General features: G+C 43.3%; 20 protein-coding genes. 11 read left to right on the top strand and 9 right to left on the bottom strand.

What is annotated here, in order from left to right; all coding sequences use genetic code 11:
• Positions 1–19 precede the first annotated feature (19 nt).
• Together PROVRUST_RS08230 and PROVRUST_RS08225 are read left to right on the top strand one after the other, a co-directional pair.
• Positions 20–283, top strand: coding sequence for a PAAR domain-containing protein (locus PROVRUST_RS08230; RefSeq protein WP_006814313.1), 264 nt, complete (start codon positions 20–22; stop codon positions 281–283).
• Positions 280–1,404, top strand: a complete 1,125-nt coding sequence (locus tag PROVRUST_RS08225; RefSeq protein WP_006814312.1) for a hypothetical protein — start codon at positions 280–282, stop codon at positions 1,402–1,404. The genes PROVRUST_RS08230 and PROVRUST_RS08225 overlap by 4 nt, the downstream gene beginning before the upstream one ends.
• A 130-nt stretch (positions 1,405–1,534) precedes the next feature.
• Here the strand turns inward: PROVRUST_RS08225 and glpQ are convergent, their stop codons facing one another.
• Positions 1,535–2,608 carry a glycerophosphodiester phosphodiesterase gene (gene glpQ, locus PROVRUST_RS08220; protein WP_006814311.1) on the bottom strand — a complete coding sequence of 358 codons (1,074 nt, stop codon included), beginning with the start codon at positions 2,606–2,608 and terminating at the stop codon, positions 1,535–1,537.
• 166 nt (positions 2,609–2,774) lie between these two features.
• Complete coding sequence (glpT, locus tag PROVRUST_RS08215) at positions 2,775–4,124, bottom strand: glycerol-3-phosphate transporter (RefSeq protein ID WP_006814310.1); 1,350 nt, start codon at positions 4,122–4,124, stop codon at positions 2,775–2,777.
• 436 nt (positions 4,125–4,560) lie between these two features.
• Here glpT and glpA point away from each other — a divergent pair, with 436 nt between their 5' ends.
• The 3 genes from glpA to glpC are packed head-to-tail and all read left to right on the top strand — an operon-like array spanning position 4,561 to position 8,694.
• Positions 4,561–6,216 carry an anaerobic glycerol-3-phosphate dehydrogenase subunit A gene (glpA, locus tag PROVRUST_RS08210; protein WP_006814309.1) on the top strand — a complete coding sequence of 552 codons (1,656 nt, stop codon included), beginning with the start codon at positions 4,561–4,563 and terminating at the stop codon, positions 6,214–6,216.
• A complete protein-coding gene (glpB, locus tag PROVRUST_RS08205) occupies positions 6,206–7,501 on the top strand; it encodes a glycerol-3-phosphate dehydrogenase subunit GlpB (protein ID WP_006814308.1) in 1,296 nt (431 codons plus the stop codon). Before glpA ends, glpB begins: the two co-directional genes overlap by 11 nt.
• On the top strand, positions 7,498–8,694 hold the full coding sequence (gene glpC / locus PROVRUST_RS08200) for an anaerobic glycerol-3-phosphate dehydrogenase subunit GlpC (protein WP_006814307.1): 1,197 nt from the start codon (positions 7,498–7,500) through the stop codon (positions 8,692–8,694). The genes glpB and glpC overlap by 4 nt, the downstream gene beginning before the upstream one ends.
• Before the next feature lie 96 nt (positions 8,695–8,790).
• Here glpC and PROVRUST_RS08195 read toward each other — a convergent pair whose 3' ends face one another.
• Positions 8,791–9,459 carry a 7-cyano-7-deazaguanine/7-aminomethyl-7-deazaguanine transporter gene (locus PROVRUST_RS08195; RefSeq protein ID WP_039854962.1) on the bottom strand — a complete coding sequence of 223 codons (669 nt, stop codon included), beginning with the start codon at positions 9,457–9,459 and terminating at the stop codon, positions 8,791–8,793.
• 167 nt (positions 9,460–9,626) lie between these two features.
• Between PROVRUST_RS08195 and tusA the strand changes: the two genes are divergently transcribed.
• Positions 9,627–9,881 carry a sulfurtransferase TusA gene (gene tusA, locus PROVRUST_RS08190; RefSeq protein ID WP_006814305.1) on the top strand — a complete coding sequence of 85 codons (255 nt, stop codon included), beginning with the start codon at positions 9,627–9,629 and terminating at the stop codon, positions 9,879–9,881.
• A 311-nt stretch (positions 9,882–10,192) separates the two neighbouring features.
• Here tusA and PROVRUST_RS08185 read toward each other — a convergent pair whose 3' ends face one another.
• The 3 genes from PROVRUST_RS08185 to PROVRUST_RS08175 form a co-directional block, all read right to left on the bottom strand.
• Positions 10,193–11,095: an Rpn family recombination-promoting nuclease/putative transposase gene (locus PROVRUST_RS08185; protein WP_006814303.1), complete on the bottom strand. Its 903-nt coding sequence runs from the start codon at positions 11,093–11,095 to the stop codon at positions 10,193–10,195.
• Between the two features lie 195 nt (positions 11,096–11,290).
• Positions 11,291–13,627: a zinc/cadmium/mercury/lead-transporting ATPase gene (locus tag PROVRUST_RS08180; protein WP_039854777.1), complete on the bottom strand. Its 2,337-nt coding sequence runs from the start codon at positions 13,625–13,627 to the stop codon at positions 11,291–11,293.
• A gap of 141 nt (positions 13,628–13,768) precedes the next feature.
• Complete coding sequence (locus PROVRUST_RS08175; RefSeq protein WP_006814300.1) at positions 13,769–14,398, bottom strand: lysoplasmalogenase; 630 nt, start codon at positions 14,396–14,398, stop codon at positions 13,769–13,771.
• A gap of 160 nt (positions 14,399–14,558) precedes the next feature.
• Between PROVRUST_RS08175 and PROVRUST_RS08170 the strand changes: the two genes are divergently transcribed.
• Positions 14,559–14,912: a DUF2500 domain-containing protein gene (locus tag PROVRUST_RS08170; RefSeq protein ID WP_006814299.1), complete on the top strand. Its 354-nt coding sequence runs from the start codon at positions 14,559–14,561 to the stop codon at positions 14,910–14,912.
• Positions 14,913–14,915: 3 nt separating this feature from the next.
• On the opposite strand, the gene PROVRUST_RS08165 is transcribed toward PROVRUST_RS08170, so the two are convergent.
• A complete protein-coding gene (locus PROVRUST_RS08165; protein WP_006814298.1) occupies positions 14,916–15,206 on the bottom strand; it encodes a DUF1145 family protein in 291 nt (96 codons plus the stop codon).
• 8 nt (positions 15,207–15,214) lie between these two features.
• Positions 15,215–15,796 carry a 16S rRNA (guanine(966)-N(2))-methyltransferase gene (gene rsmD, locus PROVRUST_RS08160; protein WP_006814297.1) on the bottom strand — a complete coding sequence of 194 codons (582 nt, stop codon included), beginning with the start codon at positions 15,794–15,796 and terminating at the stop codon, positions 15,215–15,217.
• Between the two features lie 216 nt (positions 15,797–16,012).
• Between rsmD and ftsY the strand changes: the two genes are divergently transcribed.
• From ftsY to rpoH, 4 genes are all read left to right on the top strand, one after another.
• Positions 16,013–18,118 carry a signal recognition particle-docking protein FtsY gene (gene ftsY / locus PROVRUST_RS08155; protein WP_006814296.1) on the top strand — a complete coding sequence of 702 codons (2,106 nt, stop codon included), beginning with the start codon at positions 16,013–16,015 and terminating at the stop codon, positions 18,116–18,118.
• Positions 18,119–18,124: 6 nt separating this feature from the next.
• Positions 18,125–18,790: a cell division ATP-binding protein FtsE gene (gene ftsE / locus PROVRUST_RS08150; protein ID WP_006814295.1), complete on the top strand. Its 666-nt coding sequence runs from the start codon at positions 18,125–18,127 to the stop codon at positions 18,788–18,790.
• A complete protein-coding gene (gene ftsX, locus PROVRUST_RS08145) occupies positions 18,783–19,760 on the top strand; it encodes a permease-like cell division protein FtsX (RefSeq protein WP_006814294.1) in 978 nt (325 codons plus the stop codon). Before ftsE ends, ftsX begins: the two co-directional genes overlap by 8 nt.
• Positions 19,761–19,989: 229 nt before the next feature.
• Positions 19,990–20,865 (top strand): RNA polymerase sigma factor RpoH, encoded by an 876-nt coding sequence (rpoH, locus tag PROVRUST_RS08140; RefSeq protein WP_006814293.1) that lies wholly within the window; start codon positions 19,990–19,992, stop codon positions 20,863–20,865.
• A 76-nt stretch (positions 20,866–20,941) separates the two neighbouring features.
• On the opposite strand, the gene gloA2 is transcribed toward rpoH, so the two are convergent.
• A complete protein-coding gene (gene gloA2 / locus PROVRUST_RS08135) occupies positions 20,942–21,328 on the bottom strand; it encodes an SMU1112c/YaeR family gloxylase I-like metalloprotein (protein ID WP_006814292.1) in 387 nt (128 codons plus the stop codon).

Raw genomic sequence — 21,328 nt, 5'->3', positions numbered from 1 at the left:
TCAATAAAAGGATTTTAACATGCGCGCACTTGTTCGATTAGGTGACAAAACCACTCATGGCGGCGAAGTGATCACGGCTTCTGGTTCGGTGATGTACGGCAAACCGATAGCTTTAGTGGGAGACAAAGTGAATTGTCCGAAAAAAGGTCATGGAGTTAATGCGATTTTACCTGGTTCAACGCGCATTTTAATATCCGGTCGTCAGGCGGCACTGAATGGTTTTCAAACCGAATGTGGCTGTACCCTTATTGCAAGCCTGTCATCGTCGGGTGAACAATCATGATGAGCTGGAAAACTCCCTCTTTAGAGCATCCACGTGAGCCTAAATTACCTCGCTTGATGCTTTGGTTGTTCTTGGTCGTGATTATTGGTGTTATCGGATTTGGCATAGGCATTTATTTATCTTCAATTGGGGTATTGTCTAGTGAAGTCAGTAATAATCAAATAATCGCTTTATTTGGTGTTCTTCCAGTGGTTGTTATGCTGTTTATTCGCCTATTGGTTTATTCGATAACGTCATATGACCATCGGCAGTTTACCAATATGTTAGATGATGCCCGTCAAGAATGGCATTATTGGGCTGGCAAGCACATTGGGATACTAACGGATACCCGGTTAACTCAAGTCGATGAAGAGAATCAAGAGGGGGTTTCTTTATCTTCATTGCCACCTAATAAAGACAATATATTGCAATTAAGCGCCTTCAAATCACTTTCTTTATGGGAGAAACAAGAAATGGCGGTGCGAAAGTTACTTGCCCCCATTGCCGAATATTACCATCAACATGCCCTCACTCAGCCGATTACCCTATATTGGCAAACAGAAGAAAACGAGGCTGATTGGCCAGCACTCATTCAGCAGGAAGCCATGCGCTTATCATTAGAGCTTGAATCCGTTGAAACATTGCCATATGACTCATTAAGTGAATGGTTGTTAGCACTGTATGAAAATTCATTTGAACCCAAGTTATACGCGATTTTAGCGTTTCAATTAGATTCGGCAGCAAGTGAAGAAGCCGCGAGTTTATTACTTGCACCCCAAGGGTTCTTCGAGCGTTTACGCGCTCCTATCAAAGCGAAACTTCTGCGCCCTATATCCACGGATATAGAGTCATTCCCTGACGCATTGAAAACACAGTGTGAATTCCAGTATTCGGGTGAACAATTAGATGGAATTTGGCACAGTGGTGTAGAGGATAACGATAAAGGAAAGTGTATCGAAAACTATGCCCGACAGAATGTGCCTCATTTATCAGAACGCCTTTATGACATTGATACACTTTTAGGCAAAGGCGGTATTGCGCGTCATGTGGTGGCTTTGTCTCTGGTGTGTGAATATTCCCATTGCGGTCTTATTGTTCATCAAAACGGGACGCAATTTTTACTGCAACAAATTCAGGCTTAAAGGTTAATTTGACGCATAAAATTGTATTAAAATGTGCATGAACTACAGTCTTACGATAGCCGCGTTATTTTAGTTGAATAAACTCCCCCGAGTCATTGGATTGCAATTGACAAGGGGGAGTGAAAGAAAATTATTTCTGTTTTTGCTGCTCTAAAAATTTCACGCCTAAATCAGGGAAGTCGGTAAAGGCGCCATCAACATCCGCTTGGTTGTAGATGATTTCATACAACTGCTGACCATCTTTGGCATATTTAGGCAGTTTGTCGACGCGAATTGTGAATGGATGAACCGCCATGTTATTTTCATGAGCTTCCTTCACCATACCGTTAATTTTGATATTGGTTGGTGTGGAATCTTCACTCACCAGCATATGGTAGTCAGGGCCAATGCCATCTGCGTAGGTTGCAATCTCTTTCATCGCACCCGGCTTCATCATCCAATCATAATTATAGTTTACCCAAGTCCCATCAGGTTTCTTCTCTTGAGTTTCTTCCCAATCGGTATAAGCAATTAACTGAACCAGTTTTAAATCCATGCCCATTTTAGGCATCAATTCAGTTTTAATGCGCTTCAGATCATTCGGATCAAATGATTGCAGATAAACATTAGAGTCTTTCGTGGTGTAGCCATACTCTTTCAGGACTTCTAAGGTTTTCTTGGTGATATCCTTGCCTTCTTGCTGGTGGAACCAAGGCGCTTTGATTTCTGGATAAATACCAATGTTTTTACCTGTTGATTTGTTCAAACCTTGAATAAATTCAATTTCTTCTTGGAAAGTGTGAACACGAAAGTCAGATTTACCCATTGGGAAACGATTTGGGTAGCTCTGAACTTTTTTACCATCAACAATGTCGAAACCTTCAGTAAATTGCAGGGATTTGATTTCAGGTAAAGTAAAGTCAATCGCGTAATAACGTCCGTCTTTACGTGCGCGATTTGGGAATTTATCCGCGACATCAGTAACACGATCCAGATAATGGTCATGCAGGACAACTAGTTCATTGTCTTTAGTCATCACTAAATCTTGTTCTAAGAAATCAGCGCCTTGTGCATAAGCCATCGCTTTAGCTGGTAATGTATGTTCCGGTAAGTAGCCGCTTGCACCACGATGCGCAATAACCACTTTACCCGCTGTTTCGGCAGCGGCGGATACAGACATCACTAAGACCATACTTGCAACTAATGTTTTTAATTGAAAATTCATCAGTAAATCTCCTTGGTACTCATTGTTTATAGGTAAACAGCTTTATAGGTAAATAGTTTGTAGGTATATAAGCTCGAGGTAACAAATTTTGGGTAAAAAAATGGGCTATATCCTTTTATTGATATAACCCATCAATTCAGTGAGTTAGTACAACTTAAGCTGAGGCTTAACGGTTGTTAGCTAATTCGCGTTTATGCTTGCTTTCGCTCAGCATAACGATGAACAGTAAGACAACTGCTAGTGCTGAACCACCGATCATGACAGCGAAACCACCGTCCCAACCGAAGTAGTCAACGGTATAACCAACAATGGCGCTTGCTGCGACTGAACCACCGAGGTAACCGAATAATCCGGTGAAACCTGCCGCAGTACCTGCCGCTTTTTTAGGTGCAAGTTCAAGAGCGTGTAGACCAATCAGCATTACTGGACCGTAGATTAAGAAACCGATGATCAGCATACATGCCATATCAATACCAGGGTTACCCGGAGGGTTCATCCAGAATACGATAGTTGCAATAGTCACTAAGGTCATGAAGAACACGCCTGTAGCACCACGGTTTCCGCGGAAGACTTTATCCGACATCCAACCACATAACAGCGTTCCTGGGATACCCGCGTACTCATACATGAAGTAAGCCCATGAGGATTTATCCATGGTGAAGTGTTTCACTTCACGCAGGTAAGTTGGTGACCAGTCAAGAACACCGTAACGCAGTAAGTAAACAAATACGTTAGCAATGGCGATCATCCACAGAAGTTTGTTAGGGAACACATACTTCATGAAGATAGCTTTTGCAGTTAATTCTTCTTCATCAGACGCTTTATAGTCTGTTGGATAATCGTTTTTGTACTCTTCAATTGGTGGAAGACCACAAGATTGTGGAGTATCGCGCATTAATGCGAAAGCGATCAGTGCGACTAAAATCGCAGCCAATGCAGGCATATACAGCGCCGCTTTCCAGTCGTTAAACCATGCCATACCTAACAGGAACAGTAGTGGAGGAAGACCACCACCTACGTTATGCGCACAGTTCCAAACAGATACGATACCGCCACGTTCTTTTTGTGACCACCAGTGAACCATGGTACGTCCGCAAGGAGGCCAACCCATACCTTGGAACCAACCACATAAGAACAGCAGCACGAACATCACCATGATGCTAGAGGTTGCCCATGGTACGAAGCCCATGAATAGCATGACGAGGGAGGCGAGAATCAAACCTGCTGGTAAGAAGTAGCGAGGGTTTGCTCGGTCAGAGAATGAACCCATGATGAACTTAGAAAAACCATAGGCGATTGAAATTCCTGATAATGCAAAACCAAGGTCACCTTTAGAGAAACCTTGTTCTACAAGGTAAGGCATTGCAAGGGCGAAGTTTTTTCTAACTAAATAGTATGCTGCGTAACCGAAGAAAATCCCCAGAAAAATCTGCCAGCGTAATTTACGATAGACAGGGTCTATCTTATCAGCGGGCAACCGCTCGATATGAGGAGCTGGTTTAAACATGCGTAACATAAAGCCTCCGATGGCATGCTAATTATTTATTTACGCCTCATTTCACATTTGTTGTCGAAATGTTGAGCGTTTATTATTGGTGAAGTAACAAAAACGAAAATAATCGAGTTTTATAAAGCGCTTTTATTTTCTTAATTGCGCTCAATGGTAATCGTTAAAAAACATTTTATCTGTAATCTAACGCACAATTATTGTTTTTGTTTATCTGGCTGCATAGTAAATGCGATTTGTGAATGGAATGGAACTAGAAATGTAAATTATTTTGTGAGAGGAATCACGAATTCGCGCTTTTTTATGCTCGAAATGGACTAATAGTTTTCGTTTTTGTTCCTTATCAAACATCGGTTGCATTTTTGAGCTTATATTAACTATAGACTATAAAAATAGAAACTATACTTATCGGATAGTGAAGATTGATTAATGTGAGGAATGCGACATGAATGGCTCATCTGTGACTGAAACGGATGTCATCATTATCGGTGGTGGCGCAACAGGTGCAGGTGTCGCTCGTGACTGCGCTCGTCGTGGATTAAAGACAATTTTACTCGAGCGACATGATATTGCGACAGGTGCAACGGGGCGCAACCATGGCCTATTACACAGTGGTGCTCGTTATGCAGTGACAGATAGCGAATCAGCGCGTGAGTGTATAGAAGAAAACAAAATCCTAAAGCGTATCGCCCACCATTGTATTGAGAAAACGGATGGGCTGTTTATCACGTTACCTGAAGATAGCCTTGAGTATCAGCAGCAATTTATTACCGCTTGCCAATCTGCGGGTATTGATGCTCAAGCGATTGATCCTGCGGAAGCTATTCGCCTAGAACCTTCAGTGAATCCACGTTTGATTGGTGCAGTCAGGGTACCTGATGGTACGGTGGATCCTTTCCGCTTAACGGCGGCAAACATGCTTGATGCACGGGAACATGGTGCGAAAGTATTAACTTATCATGAAGTTATTGGTTTGATCCGCCAAGGTGATAAGGTTCGTGGCGTGACAGTCTATGACCATCAAGCCAAAAGGCAATATGACATTCATGCTCAAATTGTGGTGAACGCGGGGGGAATTTGGGGGCAAAAAATTGCCGAATATGCGGATCTGAAAATTAAAATGTTCCCAGCAAAAGGGGCGTTATTAATTTTAGGCCATCGCCTTAATAACATGGTGATCAACCGCTGCCGTAAGCCTGCCGATGCCGATATTCTTGTTCCCGGTGATACTATTTCTTTGATTGGCACCACGTCCACACATATTGAATATGACCAAATCGATAATATGTATGTCACCCCGGAAGAGGTGGATATTTTAATTCGTGAAGGTTCAATGCTATCTCCAGCATTGGCGACAACGCGCATCCTGCGTGCTTATGCAGGGGTTCGCCCACTCGTGGCAAGTGATGATGACCCATCCGGTCGTAACGTGAGCCGCGGTATTGTGTTACTTGACCATGCGAAACGCGACAGTTTAGAGGGCTTTATTACCATCACTGGCGGTAAGTTAATGACTTATCGCTTAATGGCTGAATGGGCGACCAATAAAGTGTGTGAAAAACTTGGAGTAACGACGCCATGTACCACTGCTGAAGCGCCACTTCCGGGATCTCAACACAGTGCTGAAGAAGCACTGCGCAATGTGGTTTCTATTCCGGCACCCATTCGAGGCTCTGCCGTTTATCGTCATGGCGACCGGGCATCTTCAATCTTGAGTGCGAATCGACTTGATAAAAGTCTGGTGTGCGAATGTGAAGCTGTCACCGCTGGAGAAGTGCGTTATGCGGTTGAATCTCTCACCGTGAACAATTTACTCGATTTACGCCGCCGTACTCGTGTTGGTATGGGAACTTGCCAAGGTGAACTGTGTGCATGCCGCGCTGCTGGATTACTCAATCGTTTTAACGTCACCACACCACACGAGACAGAACAGCAACTGGGGCACTTCTTGAATGAGCGTTGGAAAGGGGTGAGACCGATTGCTTGGGGCGATGCGTTACGAGAAAGTGAATTTACTAGCTGGGTGTACCATGGTTTATGTGGAATGAATGAAAATACACTTGGCAAGGAAGCGCAGAAGGAGACTGATAATGAAATATGATGTGGTCGTGATGGGCGGAGGCCTTGCCGGTCTTATCTGTGGAATTCATTTAACGCAATCGGGATTATCTTGCGCGATAGTGAGTGCAGGGCAAAACGCATTGCATTTCTCCTCTGGTTCCTTGGATTTGTTAACGCATCTACCTGATGGACGTATGGTTGAAAAACCGCTTTCTATGCTAGATGAATTAAAACAGCAAGCCCCAAATCACCCTTATAGCCTTATTGGTTCTGCGAAAGTGACTGAGTTGGCTCAGTTAGCACAAGCTACCTTGCAGCAGGCGGGGGTAAATTTGAAAGGTTCATGGGAAGAAAATCACTATCGCGTGACGCCATTGGGTCATAAGCGAATGACATGGTTAAGCCCTGAATCTGTGCCAACGGTGGGTCTTCATCAATCAATGAATCTGGGCAAAATTGCGGTTCTAGGTATTGAGGGTTTTCTCGATTTTCAACCACAAATGGTCGCCGATGAGCTAGACCGTGAAGGGTTAGAGGCAGAAGCCTGCTATGTCCATTTACCGTTATTAGATCGCTTAAGAGAAAACCCAAGTGAGTTTCGTGCGATTAACGTCGCTCGGTGGTTAGATAGACCTGAAAACATGGCACAAATGGTGGAAGAAATTGCACCATTGGTGGCTAATGCTGACACGGTATTTATGCCAGCCTGTATTGGCTTAGATAGCGAAGAACCCATGTTGGAGCTACAGAAGCAACTCGGTAAACCTCTATTTTTATTGCCAACATTACCGCCATCTTTATTAGGTATTCGATTACACGAAACGCTATTGCGCCAATTTCGTCGTCAAGGTGGCGTGATGATGCCGGGTGATAAAGTGACATCCGTAAATTTTGTGGGGTCACGCATTGAATCGGTACAAACACGCAATCACGGTAATATTTCATTGAAAGCTAAACATTTTGTTCTGGCAACGGGAAGCTTCTTTAACAATGGATTAGTGGCGAAATTTGACCGTGTGTATGAGCCATTAATGAACTTAGATCTTTGCGATATCGCAGAGCGATCAACGTGGACGAATAAAGAATTCTTTGCATCCCAACCCTATATGGCATTTGGGGTACAAACCGACCATACCCTGCGTGGGAAAAAACAGGGTGATACTATCGAAAACTTGTATGTGGCGGGGGCAGTATTAGGTGGATTTGATCCGCTAACCCAAGGCTGCGGAGCAGGTGTATCACTCATCAGCGGTTTATATGCCGCGAATGAAATTGTTAATGAATTTGCGCAAGATAAAGCCATGCAGGCGGAGGTGGCACAATGAGTATTCATGATGCAAGCTTTGAAAGCTGTATAAAATGCACGGTTTGTACCACATATTGTCCAGTAGCCAAGGCGAATCCGTTATATCCAGGTCCTAAGCAAGCGGGTCCAGATGGTGAGCGTTTACGCTTAAAAGATCCGATGATGTATGACGATGCACTGAAATTCTGTACCAACTGCAAGCGTTGTGAAGTGGCTTGTCCATCGGATGTTAAAATTGGCGATATTATTGCTCGTGCACGTAGTACTTATAGCCAGCAGAAACCAAAATTGCGGGATGCAATCCTGAGCCATACCGATATTATGGGAACGCTATCCACTCCATTTGCACCGGTGATTAATACCATCACGGGTTTAAAACCTGTTCGTCAAATTCTGGATAAAGCGCTCAAAATTGACCATCGTCGTGAACTACCAAAATACTCTTTTGGAACCTTCCGTCGCTGGTACGGTAAACAGGCTGCGGAGCAAGCAAAATTTGAAGAGCAAGTGGCATTTTTCCACGGTTGCTATGTGAACTATAACCATCCACAGCTCGGCAAAGATTTAATTAAAGTCTTTAATGGGATGAATATTGGTGTTCAATTGCTTAAACGCGAAAAGTGTTGCGGTGTGGCACTGATTGCCAATGGTTTTATGAAACAAGCGAAACGCCAAGCGAATGTTAACTTAGAGTCGCTTCAAGATGCGATCCTTGAGAAACATATTCCGGTGGTAGCAACGTCATCAACTTGTACGTTTACTATTCGCGATGAATATACTCATGTTCTGGATGTTGATACATCAGAATTACGTGACAATATCGAACTAGCGACTCGCTATATTTATCGTCTATTGGAAGAAGGCCGTGAGCTAAAACTCAAACATACGCCATTGAAAGTGGTGTATCACACCCCTTGTCATATGGAAAAAATGGGCTGGACGTCGTATACCCTTGAATTGATTAAACGAGTTCCTGGCGTAGAGTTAATTGTTTTAGATTCACAATGTTGCGGTATTGCGGGTACCTACGGGTTCAAAAAAGAGAACTATGAGGTATCTCAAGGCATTGGTGCAGGACTATTCCGTCAGATCGAAGAGAGTGGTGCGGATATGGTGATCACCGATTGTGAAACCTGTAAATGGCAGATTGAAATGTCGACCAGTAAGAAATGTGAACATCCAATTTCATTGCTGGCTCGCGCGCTCGAATAATCAATTTTTGTGTCGAATGATGTGAAAAGTTGTTAGGTATTAATCAAGTTAACCCTTTGGGAGATAAGTTTTTGCTTATCTCCCTTTTTTAGGTCTCTAGTGCTGAGTCGCTAACTGTTTTTTACTGTGGCTATCGAAGAAATATTTCAAAATAACGTTCAGTAATACACCATAAGCAGGCAAGAAAAATAGCATGCAAATGAGCAGTTTGAATACATAATCGACTAACGCAATTTCCATCCAATTGGCGGCCATAAAGGGATCGCTGCTGCGATAAAACGCGATAAAGAAGAATGCGATTGTATCAATCAGGTTTCCAAAAAACATGGCGCAAGCTGGAGCGACAAACCAACGTTTATTTTGACGCAGACGGTTAAACACACTCACATCAAGAATTTGTCCAAGTACATACGCCATAAAACTTGCAGCGGCAATACGTGCAACAAACACGTTGAATATCATGAGAGAAGCAAAACCTTGCCATTCTCCTTGGAAAAATAAGGCAGAAATCACATAGGAAATTAGAAGTGCAGGTAGCATGACCGCCGTAATGATTCGGCGAGCTAAAGGTGCCCCATAGATCCTGACGGTGAGATCTGTTGCAAGGAAAATAAAGGGAAAGGTAAATGCACCCCAAGTGGTATGAAACCCAAAAATATTGATGGGTAACTGCACCAAGTAGTTGCTGGATGTAATAATTAAAATATGGAATAACGATAGCCAAATTAACGCAGTGGCTTTTTGCTGCGGAGTAAACGTAAACATATTGTACCTTTTTAGTCGCAATGGGGTGAGGGAACCCATGAAAAATATCCCTAAAATCGGGAAGAGCGCATCATACTCTTGTTGCGCAACAAAATCAAAACTGTTCATCCTATATCATCAATTTTACGATATAATCACCAAATTGATCCCAACGAGAATGCAGTATTATGTCTGACTTATTTTCTAACCCAACGAAAACCCTTGATACATTGGGACTCCGTTGTCCTGAGCCTGTCATGCTGGTGCGTAAAACGGTACGTAATATGGCTGACGGCGATACGTTGTTGATTATTGCTGATGACCCTGCAACTACCCGCGATATTCCTGGCTTTTGCCGTTTTATGGAGCATGAACTCCTAGCCGTTGAAGCCGAGCATGCGCCGTATCGCTATTTATTGCGCAAAAAATCCAGCAGCTTGTAATTGCCCGATTGGCATATAGGTTGATGGGTAGCCTCTTTGTTTATCAAGGGGCTATTATTGTTAATGGTCGGTTGCTTAGCACTTGAATTTCCGCTAAGGATAAACCTGTGAGCGTGCTGATAATGTCGATGCTTAAGCCAAGTTGTAAGCTCTTTAATACAACCTGTTGTAGTGTTTCTTTTCTCTCTTCCTGCCATCCTTTCAACCATCCTTCTACAAATTCTTGTGAGAATTTTTTTTGTATTCTTCATATCTTAAACGTGTCGCAAGATTTATGACTGTTTATTTCCGATGCTTACATAGTTTGTTGTTTAATTAAGTGATTGAATTTCACTGACTGATAACCCAGTGAGCGTGCTGATAAGGTCGATCTTTAAACCAAGTTGTAAACTTTTTAAAGCAATTTCTTGTAGAGTTTCATCTCTTCCTTCTTCTTTTCCTTCTATTTTTCCTTCATTTTTTAACCGTTGTGCAATATTCATAATAAGCCCTCGATGGTTTTCGGCCTGGTTGATTAACGTCTCGACAATATGGGTGTAATAAGGTGAATCCATGATGATAAATAAGTAATTCAATATGGTGATCACATCATTTTTGTCATTATAGTGGCTGTTTAATATTTGGATGAAGTACTCAGTGACTTTTTGGTGGTTATTTCGCAGCTTTTTATGTTTCATTGCGAGTTCCATCACGGCGATTCTGCGATGACTAACTATTTCGTGATCATCAACAACGGTGATATCTACCAAAGGAAACGGATTGCTATACAGCTCATGAGCTATTTCAGGGTGCGGTAAGCACTGTGTCCACGGACTAACATATGGATAAGGAGATGTTTCTCCGTGATAAAACAGTATCGGAACAACCAGTGGCAAGGCTTTATGCCCTTGTTGTAAATGCTGATTCATTGCGAGGAAAGCATAGTGCATTAAACGCCAGCTTATGAGTTTGTCAGGTGTGGATTGATGTTCGACTAACAAATATATATAGCTATCACCTGCTTTTGTTTGTACTGAATAAATCACATCGGAAAAACGTGTTCTTAGTTTGCTATCAACAAAAGCGGAGTTCATGAGTGTTAACGTGTCAAAATCACACAAATGCTTAATATGTTCAGGTAGATGAATTTCAAAAAAATCGCGTGCATTACTCTGTTTAGTCATGAAACCTTTAAAAGCGGCATCATGGGGGGCTGAACTTAAATGATTTGCCATAAACTCGCTCACCAATAGTTGTCGATGACCGAGATATTACTCAATATTTTTGTGTGCAGGAGAAAAGTTACTCCTAAATTCACGAAGTGAATGATTTGTTTAACTCATTGCTCTAATTGGTTATTTTAATTTTTTCTATATAAAAACGCCGCAATTAAGATAACTGCGGCGTAGATAAATCAATCTAGATAAAGGTTATTTTTTCACTTCTGGCAGCTTAACTCGAAGCAAGCGGATAGCATTGGCAGTGACTAAGGCTGTAGCTCCGGAATCGGCTAAAACTGCAACCCATAAACCGGTAATACCCAGCAAGCTCGTGACTAAAAATACCCCTTTTAAGCCCAGAGCAATCGCAATATTTTCGCGAATAATTTTGCGAGTCGCTCGGGAAAGCGCAATGATCTCAGCCAATCCAGTTAGACGGTTATGGGTTAATGCTGCATCCGCAGTTTCTAGGGCGACATCGGTACCACTTCCCATGGCAACTCCAATACTCGAGGCTTTCATCGCCGGAGCATCGTTGATCCCGTCGCCTACCATCATAGTGCTATGGTTACGGTTAAGTTCCATGACCGCAGTGACTTTATCTTCAGGCAATAAACCTGCACGATATTCCATGCCTAGTTGACCTGCAATGGCACTGGCTGCACGAGGGTTATCACCGGTTAGCATCACGGCATTGACATTCAACGCTTTCAGCATAGTCATGGCATCAATAGCATCGTTACGTAGCGTATCTTGCAGTGCGGTTAAACCAATGACGCGGTTATCTTCCAACGTAACAACGACTGTTTTACCTTGAGCTTCTAACTCTTCGACTTTGAGTTGCCACTGATTTTCTAGTGGAGGATTGAGTCTTGCTGGCGCACTAACTAAAATGTGTTTCCCATTGAGAAGTCCTTCGACACCTTTACCCGCTAATGCTTTACGTTCTTCAGCTTCCTCAACCTTGATAGACAAAGTTTCAGCTTTATTGATAACGGCTTTAGCTAATGGGTGATGAGAGCCAGCTTCGACCGATGCCGTAATTCGGATTAGCTCATCTTCAGTCATACCCTCAACAGGGACGATATCCGTAACATGAGGCTTACCTTCAGTCAGCGTACCCGTTTTATCCAGTGCAATCGTGGTAACGGTACCTAACTGTTCCAGAGCTGCACCGCCTTTGATTAAGGCGCCACGACGGGTTGCTGTAGCCAGTGCAGATGTTATGGCTGCTGGTGTCGAAATAACTAAGGCACATGGACACCCAATGAGCAGTAACGTTAAGCCGCGGTAGATCCATGTTTCCCAAGGTGCGCTAAAGAATACCGGCGGGATCACAATCACGAGTGCTGAAATTAGCATGATGATTGGGGTATAAATCCGGCTAAAGCGGTCAATAAAGCGCTCAATTGGCGCACGACGTTCTTCTGCTTCTTCAATTAATTGCAGAATTCGGTCAATCGCATTTTGCCCTTGTTCTGAAACCACTTCCATTTGGACGGCTTTATCGACGGATAAACATCCTGCGGCCACTTTTTCGCCAGCATTACGTTCTACGGGCACCGATTCACCGGTTAATGCACTTTCATCGAAACTGGCAAATCCGGAAACCAGCACAGCATCAGTGGGTAATCTACCCCCAGGCGCGATTTCAATTACATCACCGGGACGGAGTTGGGCGACAGGGACAGTGGTTTTTTGTCCATTCTTAATGAGTATGGCATCTTCGGGTACCAACGCCATTAAGGCACTAACACCACGTCTAGCTCGACCTGCGGAATAGGCTTCCAGCATCTCACCGAGCATAAACAGTAAAATCACCATTGCAGCTTCTTCAGTTGCTTGAATAAAAATGGCACCGACAGCGGCAACAGTCATTAATGTTTCAATAGCAAACGGTGAACCGGTACGCATTAAACGCAGCGATTTACGGGCAATGGGGTATAACCCAAATAAAGTGGTTAGAATAAATGCAATATTACCTAATTGTGGATTAACAAATTCTAATCCCCAGCTTAGGGCCATTAATATGGCGAGAATAATGACGGGTTTAGCTTCGCTGAGTAAGCTTTGAGGTTGAACAGATGATGCGTTATTACTCCCTACATCATGGAGTTCATAGCCAGCAGCTTCCACAGTTGTGCGTACCGCTGCACTGATATCGCTATCTGCATCAACGACTAATTTTTCTGTCGTAAATAAAACCTTAGCTTGAGATACTTCGCGAATTTGCGATACGGCAGTTTCTATTTTTGCTGCACAACTCGGGCAGTCCATACCCCGAATAATCCAACTAAAACGCTTTTTACTAGTTTGAGTGGGTTCGATATCATCATTTGCTGCGGATGATGAGCTACAGCAGTGAGTATGATGATGAGCACTATCTTCATCATCATGATTTTTTTCATCCTCATGATGATGTTCATGAGCTTGTGAGTCATGACTAATATTTGTATTCGTTTCAGTGGTTGCTGATGAGCAAGACTGACCTCCTGAGCAACAAGAGGTTGTATGATTATGTGTATCTTTATGAGAGTGTGAGTGCATATGCGCCCCCTTTTATCCTAACCCGTTTCTTTATTATGGTTAAGTCTACACTTTGGAGTTGACTCCAGAGTCAAATAAAAAGGCAGGCGCCAATTGATAAAATTCTCAAATAGCACTTTTTATCAATTGGCGAAAAGCGAGTTATAAATAAATTGCGCGGATAATAAAGAATTGTCCAAGGAAATAGAAGGCCGCGATTACTGCTTTTGATGCCTTGAATGGGAAGCGGAAATGCGCAATTAACCAGATGCAATGAGAAATAAATAGCATGCTGGCGCCTACCATGATTGAGAAGTTAAACTCGCGCGCCAGACCGAAATATTGGTCACCTGCGACCCAAGCCATAATCATACTCATAATCAGTGATGCAAAAACGATAGGCTGTAGGTTATCTAGTTTTCCCCAAATCAAGACCAATGTCACCGCAGCTATCGCCAACGGTACGATTAGCCAAGGGAGATATAGGCCAAAATTAAATTGCATTCCAAAGCTAATGGCATAAACCAAATAGCTCAAAAACATCAGACCCAAAGATGCAAGTAAGCGCTCACTTGAAAGCATCCTTGAAAGGTCAGCAACCAAGGAAATCAACAGAGCGCCTAAGATAAGATAGGTTTGAATATTTAAGTCGTCAGAGCTCCATCCCCAGAATAATAAAAGCAATAAGGTAATTGGGCGGAACAACCAACGTTGCCACTCAGGACCGCGGTAAGCTGCATCAACATACAACCAACCAGAAAATAAGACTGCGAGGAATGGCCAACTAATCATACACATATCCTTATAAATTTCTGGAAAAAAAAGATTATACCGCTATTTTAGCTGAATAAATAAACTATACACGGGTGAAGTAAAATTGTCTGAGTTTCATCTGCAATTTAAACCAGACAGGGGTTATACTTACAGCAATTCTAAGCGAAATATATAAATTATGAATAAGCCAATTCTTTTAATTATTGTTTTAGCCATTATCGCAGTGTTTGCGACCAAACGCTTTTTTGACCAAAAAAAGCAGAATGAGATTAACGATAACGCATTAACGGTTGGCTACTTAGTCCACGTTAAAGATAAAAAAGATTATCCGTATCCGAATATGCGATCTCGAGAGCGGGATGTAGTATCGCCTGAAACTTTTCGCTATGAAATCTACTTTCAGCCCCTCTCTTCAGGGGAGGTAATGAAAGTGATTGTGAGTGAACAACAGTACCGAGATGTAGAACTTGGTGCTAAAGGCAAACTCTACATGCAGGGTACTCGGTTTATCCGCTTTGAACCGTCAGAGTAACGTTTATTTCTTTTTGGCTTTAGCTGCATCTAATGCAGCTTTGGTTTTTTTATGCATCGCAAGCATCTCAAATACACCAAAGAAGAAGATTTTAGTCTGCTGTGCCCCCGTGAGTTTCTGATCTTTCGGTAGACTTGCTTTGAGAAAAATAGTTTGCAATGCATGCATGAAAATCATAAACACCATCGCTATATCCATAAAATATTTCAATGGCTTAGGGAATGGGTGAATCAAATTAAATACCATAAAACCCCAAACACAAATCATCAATAAACGCCCAATATTAATCAGCATTTTTTCCCCTAAATTACGTGACGAATAAAAAGACGGTAAGCCACTTGGCCTGCAACTTTTTCACGATGTAGCTGCCAATTGGCAGGAATGTCAGTAAGTGGTAACTCCGCTTCTGACTCAACATAAATCCAGCTCTCATCCGCTAGCCATTGGTTTTTTTCGAGTAATTGAACAGTTTCACTGAGTAGCCCTTTACGAAATGGTGGGTCGATGAAAACCACATCATAGGGGGTTCCATTCTGGCTTAAAAAGCTGAGGCTGTTACTGTTAATTACTGTTGCGTTATCGGCTTGTAAACGGTCTTTATTTTCATTTAAAAGCTGAGCATTTGATTTCTCTAATTCAATAAATGTTACATGGTTGGCAAAACGCGATAAGGCTTCAAATCCTAAAGAGCCACTCCCCGCAAAACAATCGAGACAGCGGGCATCACGGATCACTGGCATCAACCAATTAAAAAGAGTTTCTTTGATTCTATCCGTGGTGGGACGTAAGCCCTCACTATCGCGTACAGGCAGTTTTCGCCCTCGCCATTTACCACCAATCACACGAATTTGCCCTAAAGAGGCTGTTTGTGGTTTTTTTGCCATAATATGTATTGTTGCTTAGCTCATTGAGAAATGTATAAATTAATGGGGGCTATTGTAGCGCTTCATTTTCACGGTTTTAACATAAAATAAGAATAAATTGTCATGATTTTTCTTTCAGATATGTGTTGCCGCGCGATGAAATGATAGACTGCATGTAATTTTATTGCGATTTAATTTTTAAACGCCATGTTTTTACCGCGAGGAGTGTAGTGGCAGATGGCTAAAGATAAGAAAAAAGGCTTTTTCTCATGGCTGGGTTTTGGTCGTAAAAATGAAGAAGAAACTCAACAGCAGGAACTAGAGCAAAAAAATGATGTAACCCAAGAGGTTGAACATCAAGATGCTATCGATGTAGAAATCGAACGTCAGCATCAAGCTGAGCAAGATGCGATTAAAGCGGCAGAAGATGAAGCAGAGCGTCAATATCAAGCTGAGCAAGCTGCAATAACCGCAGCAGCTGAAGAAGCTGAACGCCAGCGTAAAGCTCAAATTGAAGCATTGCAGATTGCGGCGGAAAAATCTGAGCAAGAGCGACAATCGGCGGAAGAGGCGCGTGTTGCAGCAGAAAAAGCCGCAAGAGATGCCTTAGAAGCAGAAGCATTACGTCGAGCTGAAGAAGAGACTGAGCGCCAAAATCAAATTGAGCAAGCAGCAATCAAAGCGGCGGAAGAAGATGCTCAGCGTCAGCATCAAGCTGAATTAGCGGCAATCAAAGCTGCAGAAGAAAAGGCTGAGCAAGAATATCAAGCTGCGGAAGCTGTCCGTTTAGCGGAAGAGCAAGCAGAACGTGAACGCCAAGCTGCGGAAGCTGCCCGTTTAGCGGAAGAGCAAGCAGAACGCGAACGCCAAGCCGTGGAAGCTGCCCGTTTAGCGGAAGAGCAAGCAGAACGCGAACGCCAAGCCGTGGAAGCTGCCCGTTTAGCGGAAGAGCAAGCAGAACGCGAACGTCAAGCCGCAGAAGCTGCTCGTTTAGCGGAAGAGCAAGCCGAACGCGAACGCCAAGCCGCGGAAGCTGCCCGTTTAGCGGAAGAGCAAGCAGAACGTGAACGCCAAGCTGCGGAAGCTGCCCGTTTAGCGGAAGAACAAGCCGAACACGAACGTCAAGCTGCGGAAGCTGCCCGTTTAGCGGAAGAAGAAGCCGAACGTGAACGCCAAACTGCGGAAGCTGCCCGTTTAGCGGAACAGCAAGCCGAACGCGAACGTCAAGCCGCGGAAGCTGCCCGTTTAGCGGAAGAGCAAGCAGAACGTGAACGCCAAGCTGCGGAAGCTGCCCGTTTAGCGGAAGAGCAAGCGGAACACGAACGCCAAGTTGCGGAAGCCGCACGTTTAGCGGAGGAAGAAGCCCAACGCCAAGCAGAAGAAGACGCGAAATCACCGTCAGTGGAACAAGAAAAGCCGAAAAAAGAAGGCTTTTTTAGTCGTCTGAAAAAAGGTCTCTTAAAAACGCGTCAAAACTTAGGATTGGGTTTCTTCAGCTTATTTAGTGGCAAAAAAATTGATGATGATTTATTTGAGGAACTCGAAGAGCAGTTATTAATTGCAGATGTTGGGGTAGATACTACCCGTAAAATTATCAATAATTTAACTGCTCATGCCAGTCGTAAAGAGCTAAAGGACGCCGAAGCGCTCTATGGAAAGCTGCGAGAAGAAATGTCTGATATTCTCGCTACCGTGGATAAACCATTAGTGATCGAAGGTAAAAAACCTTATGTTATTCTTATGGTTGGCGTCAATGGTGTCGGTAAAACGACCACAATCGGTAAATTAGCTCGCCAATATCAGTCTGAAGGTAAGTCTGTCATGCTAGCGGCAGGGGACACATTCCGTGCTGCGGCGGTAGAACAGTTACAAGTTTGGGGTGAGCGTAATAAAATTTCTGTGGTCGCTCAACATACTGGTGCGGATCCTGCGTCAGTGATCTTTGATGCCATTCAGTCAGCCCAAGCAAAAGGTGTTGATGTACTACTCGCAGATACTGCGGGACGCTTACAAAATAAAGCGCACTTAATGGAAGAGCTGAAAAAAATTGTCCGCGTAATGAGAAAGTTGGATGACACTGCGCCTCATGAAATCATGCTGACATTAGATGCAAGTACCGGACAAAATGCGGTAAGTCAGGCTAAACTTTTTAATGACGCCGTAGGTTTGACCGGAATTACACTGACAAAACTCGATGGTACTGCAAAAGGTGGCGTCATTTTCTCTATTGCTGATCAATTTGGTATTCCGATTCGTTATATCGGGATCGGTGAAGGCATTGAGGATCTACGTCCATTTAAAGCCGATGACTTTATCGAGGCTCTATTTGCCCGAGAGGAATAATTTTCGATGATTCGCTTTGAACACGTTAGTAAAGCTTATCGCGGTGGCCGCCAAGCACTTCAAGGGGTAGATTTTCATCTACAGCCTGGAGAAATGTCATTTTTAACCGGTCACTCAGGTGCAGGTAAAAGTACATTACTGAAACTGATTTGCGGTATTGAGCGCCCAAGTGCAGGTCACATATTATTTAATGGCCATGATATCAGCCGATTAAAAAATCGTGAGATCCCTTTCTTACGTAGACAGATCGGTATGATTTTTCAAGACCATCATTTGTTATATGACAGAACGGTATACGATAACGTGGCGATGCCACTGATTATTTCCGGGGCAAGCGGTGAAGATATTCGCCGTCGTGTTTCCGCCGCATTGGATAAAGTCGGGCTGTTGGATAAAGCCAGAAACTTTCCTATCCAACTGTCTGGCGGTGAACAGCAACGTGTCGGTATCGCTCGTGCAGTAGTCAATAAGCCAACCATGCTCTTAGCGGATGAACCAACGGGTAACCTTGATAACGAGTTATCAGAAGGAATTATGCGTTTATTTGAAGAGTTTAACCGTGTTGGGGTCACTGTGCTGATGGCAACTCATGATCTCGCGTTAATTGAACGTCGTCACTATCGGGTATTGACGTTAAGCGAAGGTCGGATGCTGGGAGGTCAACATGGCTAAGAATGTCCGTAAAGCGAGACCTGAACGTGCCATGCAATCAAAAAGCAAGGCATTAAAAGGTGGATGGCGCGAACAGTGGCGTTACTCTTGGCTGAATGCTTTGGCTGACATGCTAAGACAACCTCTGGCAACATTTTTAATCGTGATGGTCATTGCCATTTCATTAGCCTTGCCAAGTTTGTGTTATGTCGTTTGGAAAAACGTTTCCCAAGCGGCAACTCAATGGTATCCAACGCCACAGTTGACGGTTTATCTCGATAAGTCCCTTGATGAGCAAGGGGGACAAAATGTGGTGACTCAGTTGCAAGCGTTGGATGGTGTTGCTCATGTCAATTATTTGTCTCGTGACCAAGCCATGAGTGAGTTTCGCAGCTGGTCTGGGTTCAGTACTGCATTAGATATGCTAGAAGAAAATCCATTACCGGCAGTAGCTATCATTACGCCGAAGCTCGATTTTGAAGGTTCCAACGCATTGACGACCTTGCGTGATAGGGTCAGCCAAGTGAATGGTATTGAAGAAGTTCGCATGGATGACAGTTGGTTCTCACGACTGGCGGCTTTAACACGATTAGTCGGGCAAGTGGCATCAGTGATCGGTATATTGATGATTGTTTCTCTATTCTTAGTGATAGGGAATAGCGTACGGCTGAATATCTTTGCTCGCCGTGACACTATCAATGTGATGAAACTGATTGGGGCAACCGATGGGTTTATTATGCGGCCATTTTTAAATGGCGGGGTAGTATTAGGCGCTTTGGGTGCCATTATCTCTCTCATCATGACGTACCTACTCGTGTGGAAAATGTCGGATTTGGTTGCTCAAGTTGCCAGCGTTTTTGGGACACAATTCCAGATTGAAGGGCTGTTGTGGGAAGAGGCGTTACTGATTTTGCTGATGTCGGCAATGATTGGTTGGGTTGCTGCTTGGTTAGCGACATTACAGCATTTACGCCACTTTAGGCCTGAATAATCTCACCGCATGTCATCGGTGCTATGTCAATTAGCACCGATGAAAAACCATTTTTGGCGAACTTATTTCGATAATACTTGTCTGACATTGACCTGCTGTTAACTATTCTTGTATATAATTTATTTAACGCAGTTAAGCTGATAGACTATCCATTAGCTATCTGTTTTACTGGTGCAGTTGACTAGTATCGAATTAACTCCATTTCTGTATATATTCATAGAGGATCTTAATGACCAAAGATATGCAATCATTAGCTCTTGTTCCACAAGGAAGTATTGAAGCTTACATCAGAGCCGCTAATACTTACCCAATGCTTAGTGCAGAGGAAGAAAAGGAACTTGCTGAACGGCTGCATTACGATGGTGACCTCGAGGCGGCCAAGCAACTGATTTTATCCCACTTACGCTTTGTTATTCACATTGCGCGTAGTTATGCGGGATATGGTTTACCGCAAGCGGACTTAATTCAGGAAGGTAACATCGGTCTGATGAAGGCGGTGCGCCGTTTTAACCCTGAAGTGGGTGTGCGTCTGGTTTCTTTCGCTGTGCATTGGATCAAAGCTGAAATCCATGAGTATGTTCTGCGCAACTGGCGTATCGTCAAAGTTGCCACTACAAAATCTCAGCGTAAATTATTCTTTAATTTAAGAAAAAATAAAAAGCGCTTGGGCTGGTTTAACCAAGATGAAGTGGATATGGTGGCTCAAGAGTTGGGCGTTAGCACCAAAGATGTGCTAGAGATGGAATCTCGCATGGCGGCTCAGGATATGGCATTTGATATGTCTGATGACGATGATAGTGGTGATTTCGGTGGCCCTATTGCACCTGTACTTTATTTACAGGATAAATCTTCGGACTTTGCTGGTTCCATTGAAGATGATAACTGGGAAAGCCATGCCACTGACCGTTTATCCGATGCTTTAGCTTCATTAGACGAGCGCAGCCAAGATATTATCCGTGCTCGCTGGTTAGATGATGACAGCAAAACCACGTTGCAAGAGCTGGCGGATAAATACGGCGTTTCTGCTGAGCGTGTCCGTCAACTCGAAAAAAATGCGATGAAAAAATTGCGTTTGGCAATGGAAGAGTCTGACGACGAGATGTAAGTTCTCATTTCAGCCATCTGCATTTATTGCTTGGGCCATTATCGGCTAGCAATAGATGCAGATAATCAATTAGCCTTTAGCGGGAATAAAGCTCTAAAGGTAACCCATCAGGATCGGCAAAGAAGGTAAAGCGTTTCTGAGTGTAAGGGTCCACTCTTGCCTCTTCACATCTCACTCCCTGCTGCGTCAAGTAAGCTATCCATTGATCTAAATCGTCCACTTCAAAAGCTAAATGCCTAAGCCCAGCGGCTTCGGGATAACTCACTCTTTTGGGGGGATTAGCAAAGCTAAACAACTCAATTTGATACATATCCCCAAAAGCTAAATCTGCTTTCCACGAGTCATTCTCTGGGCGGTAATGTTCCGCTAATAGGCTTAAACCAAGGATCCTACAGTAAAAATCTTTACTACGAACAAAATCCGATGAAATGATGGCAATATGATGAATTTTATTTAATTTCAT

Source organism: Providencia rustigianii DSM 4541 (genome assembly GCF_000156395.1).
Lineage (GTDB): Bacteria > Pseudomonadota > Gammaproteobacteria > Enterobacterales > Enterobacteriaceae > Providencia > Providencia rustigianii.
Note: the sequence above shows the minus strand (reverse complement) of the source record. Positions and strands in the feature narration are given on the sequence as shown.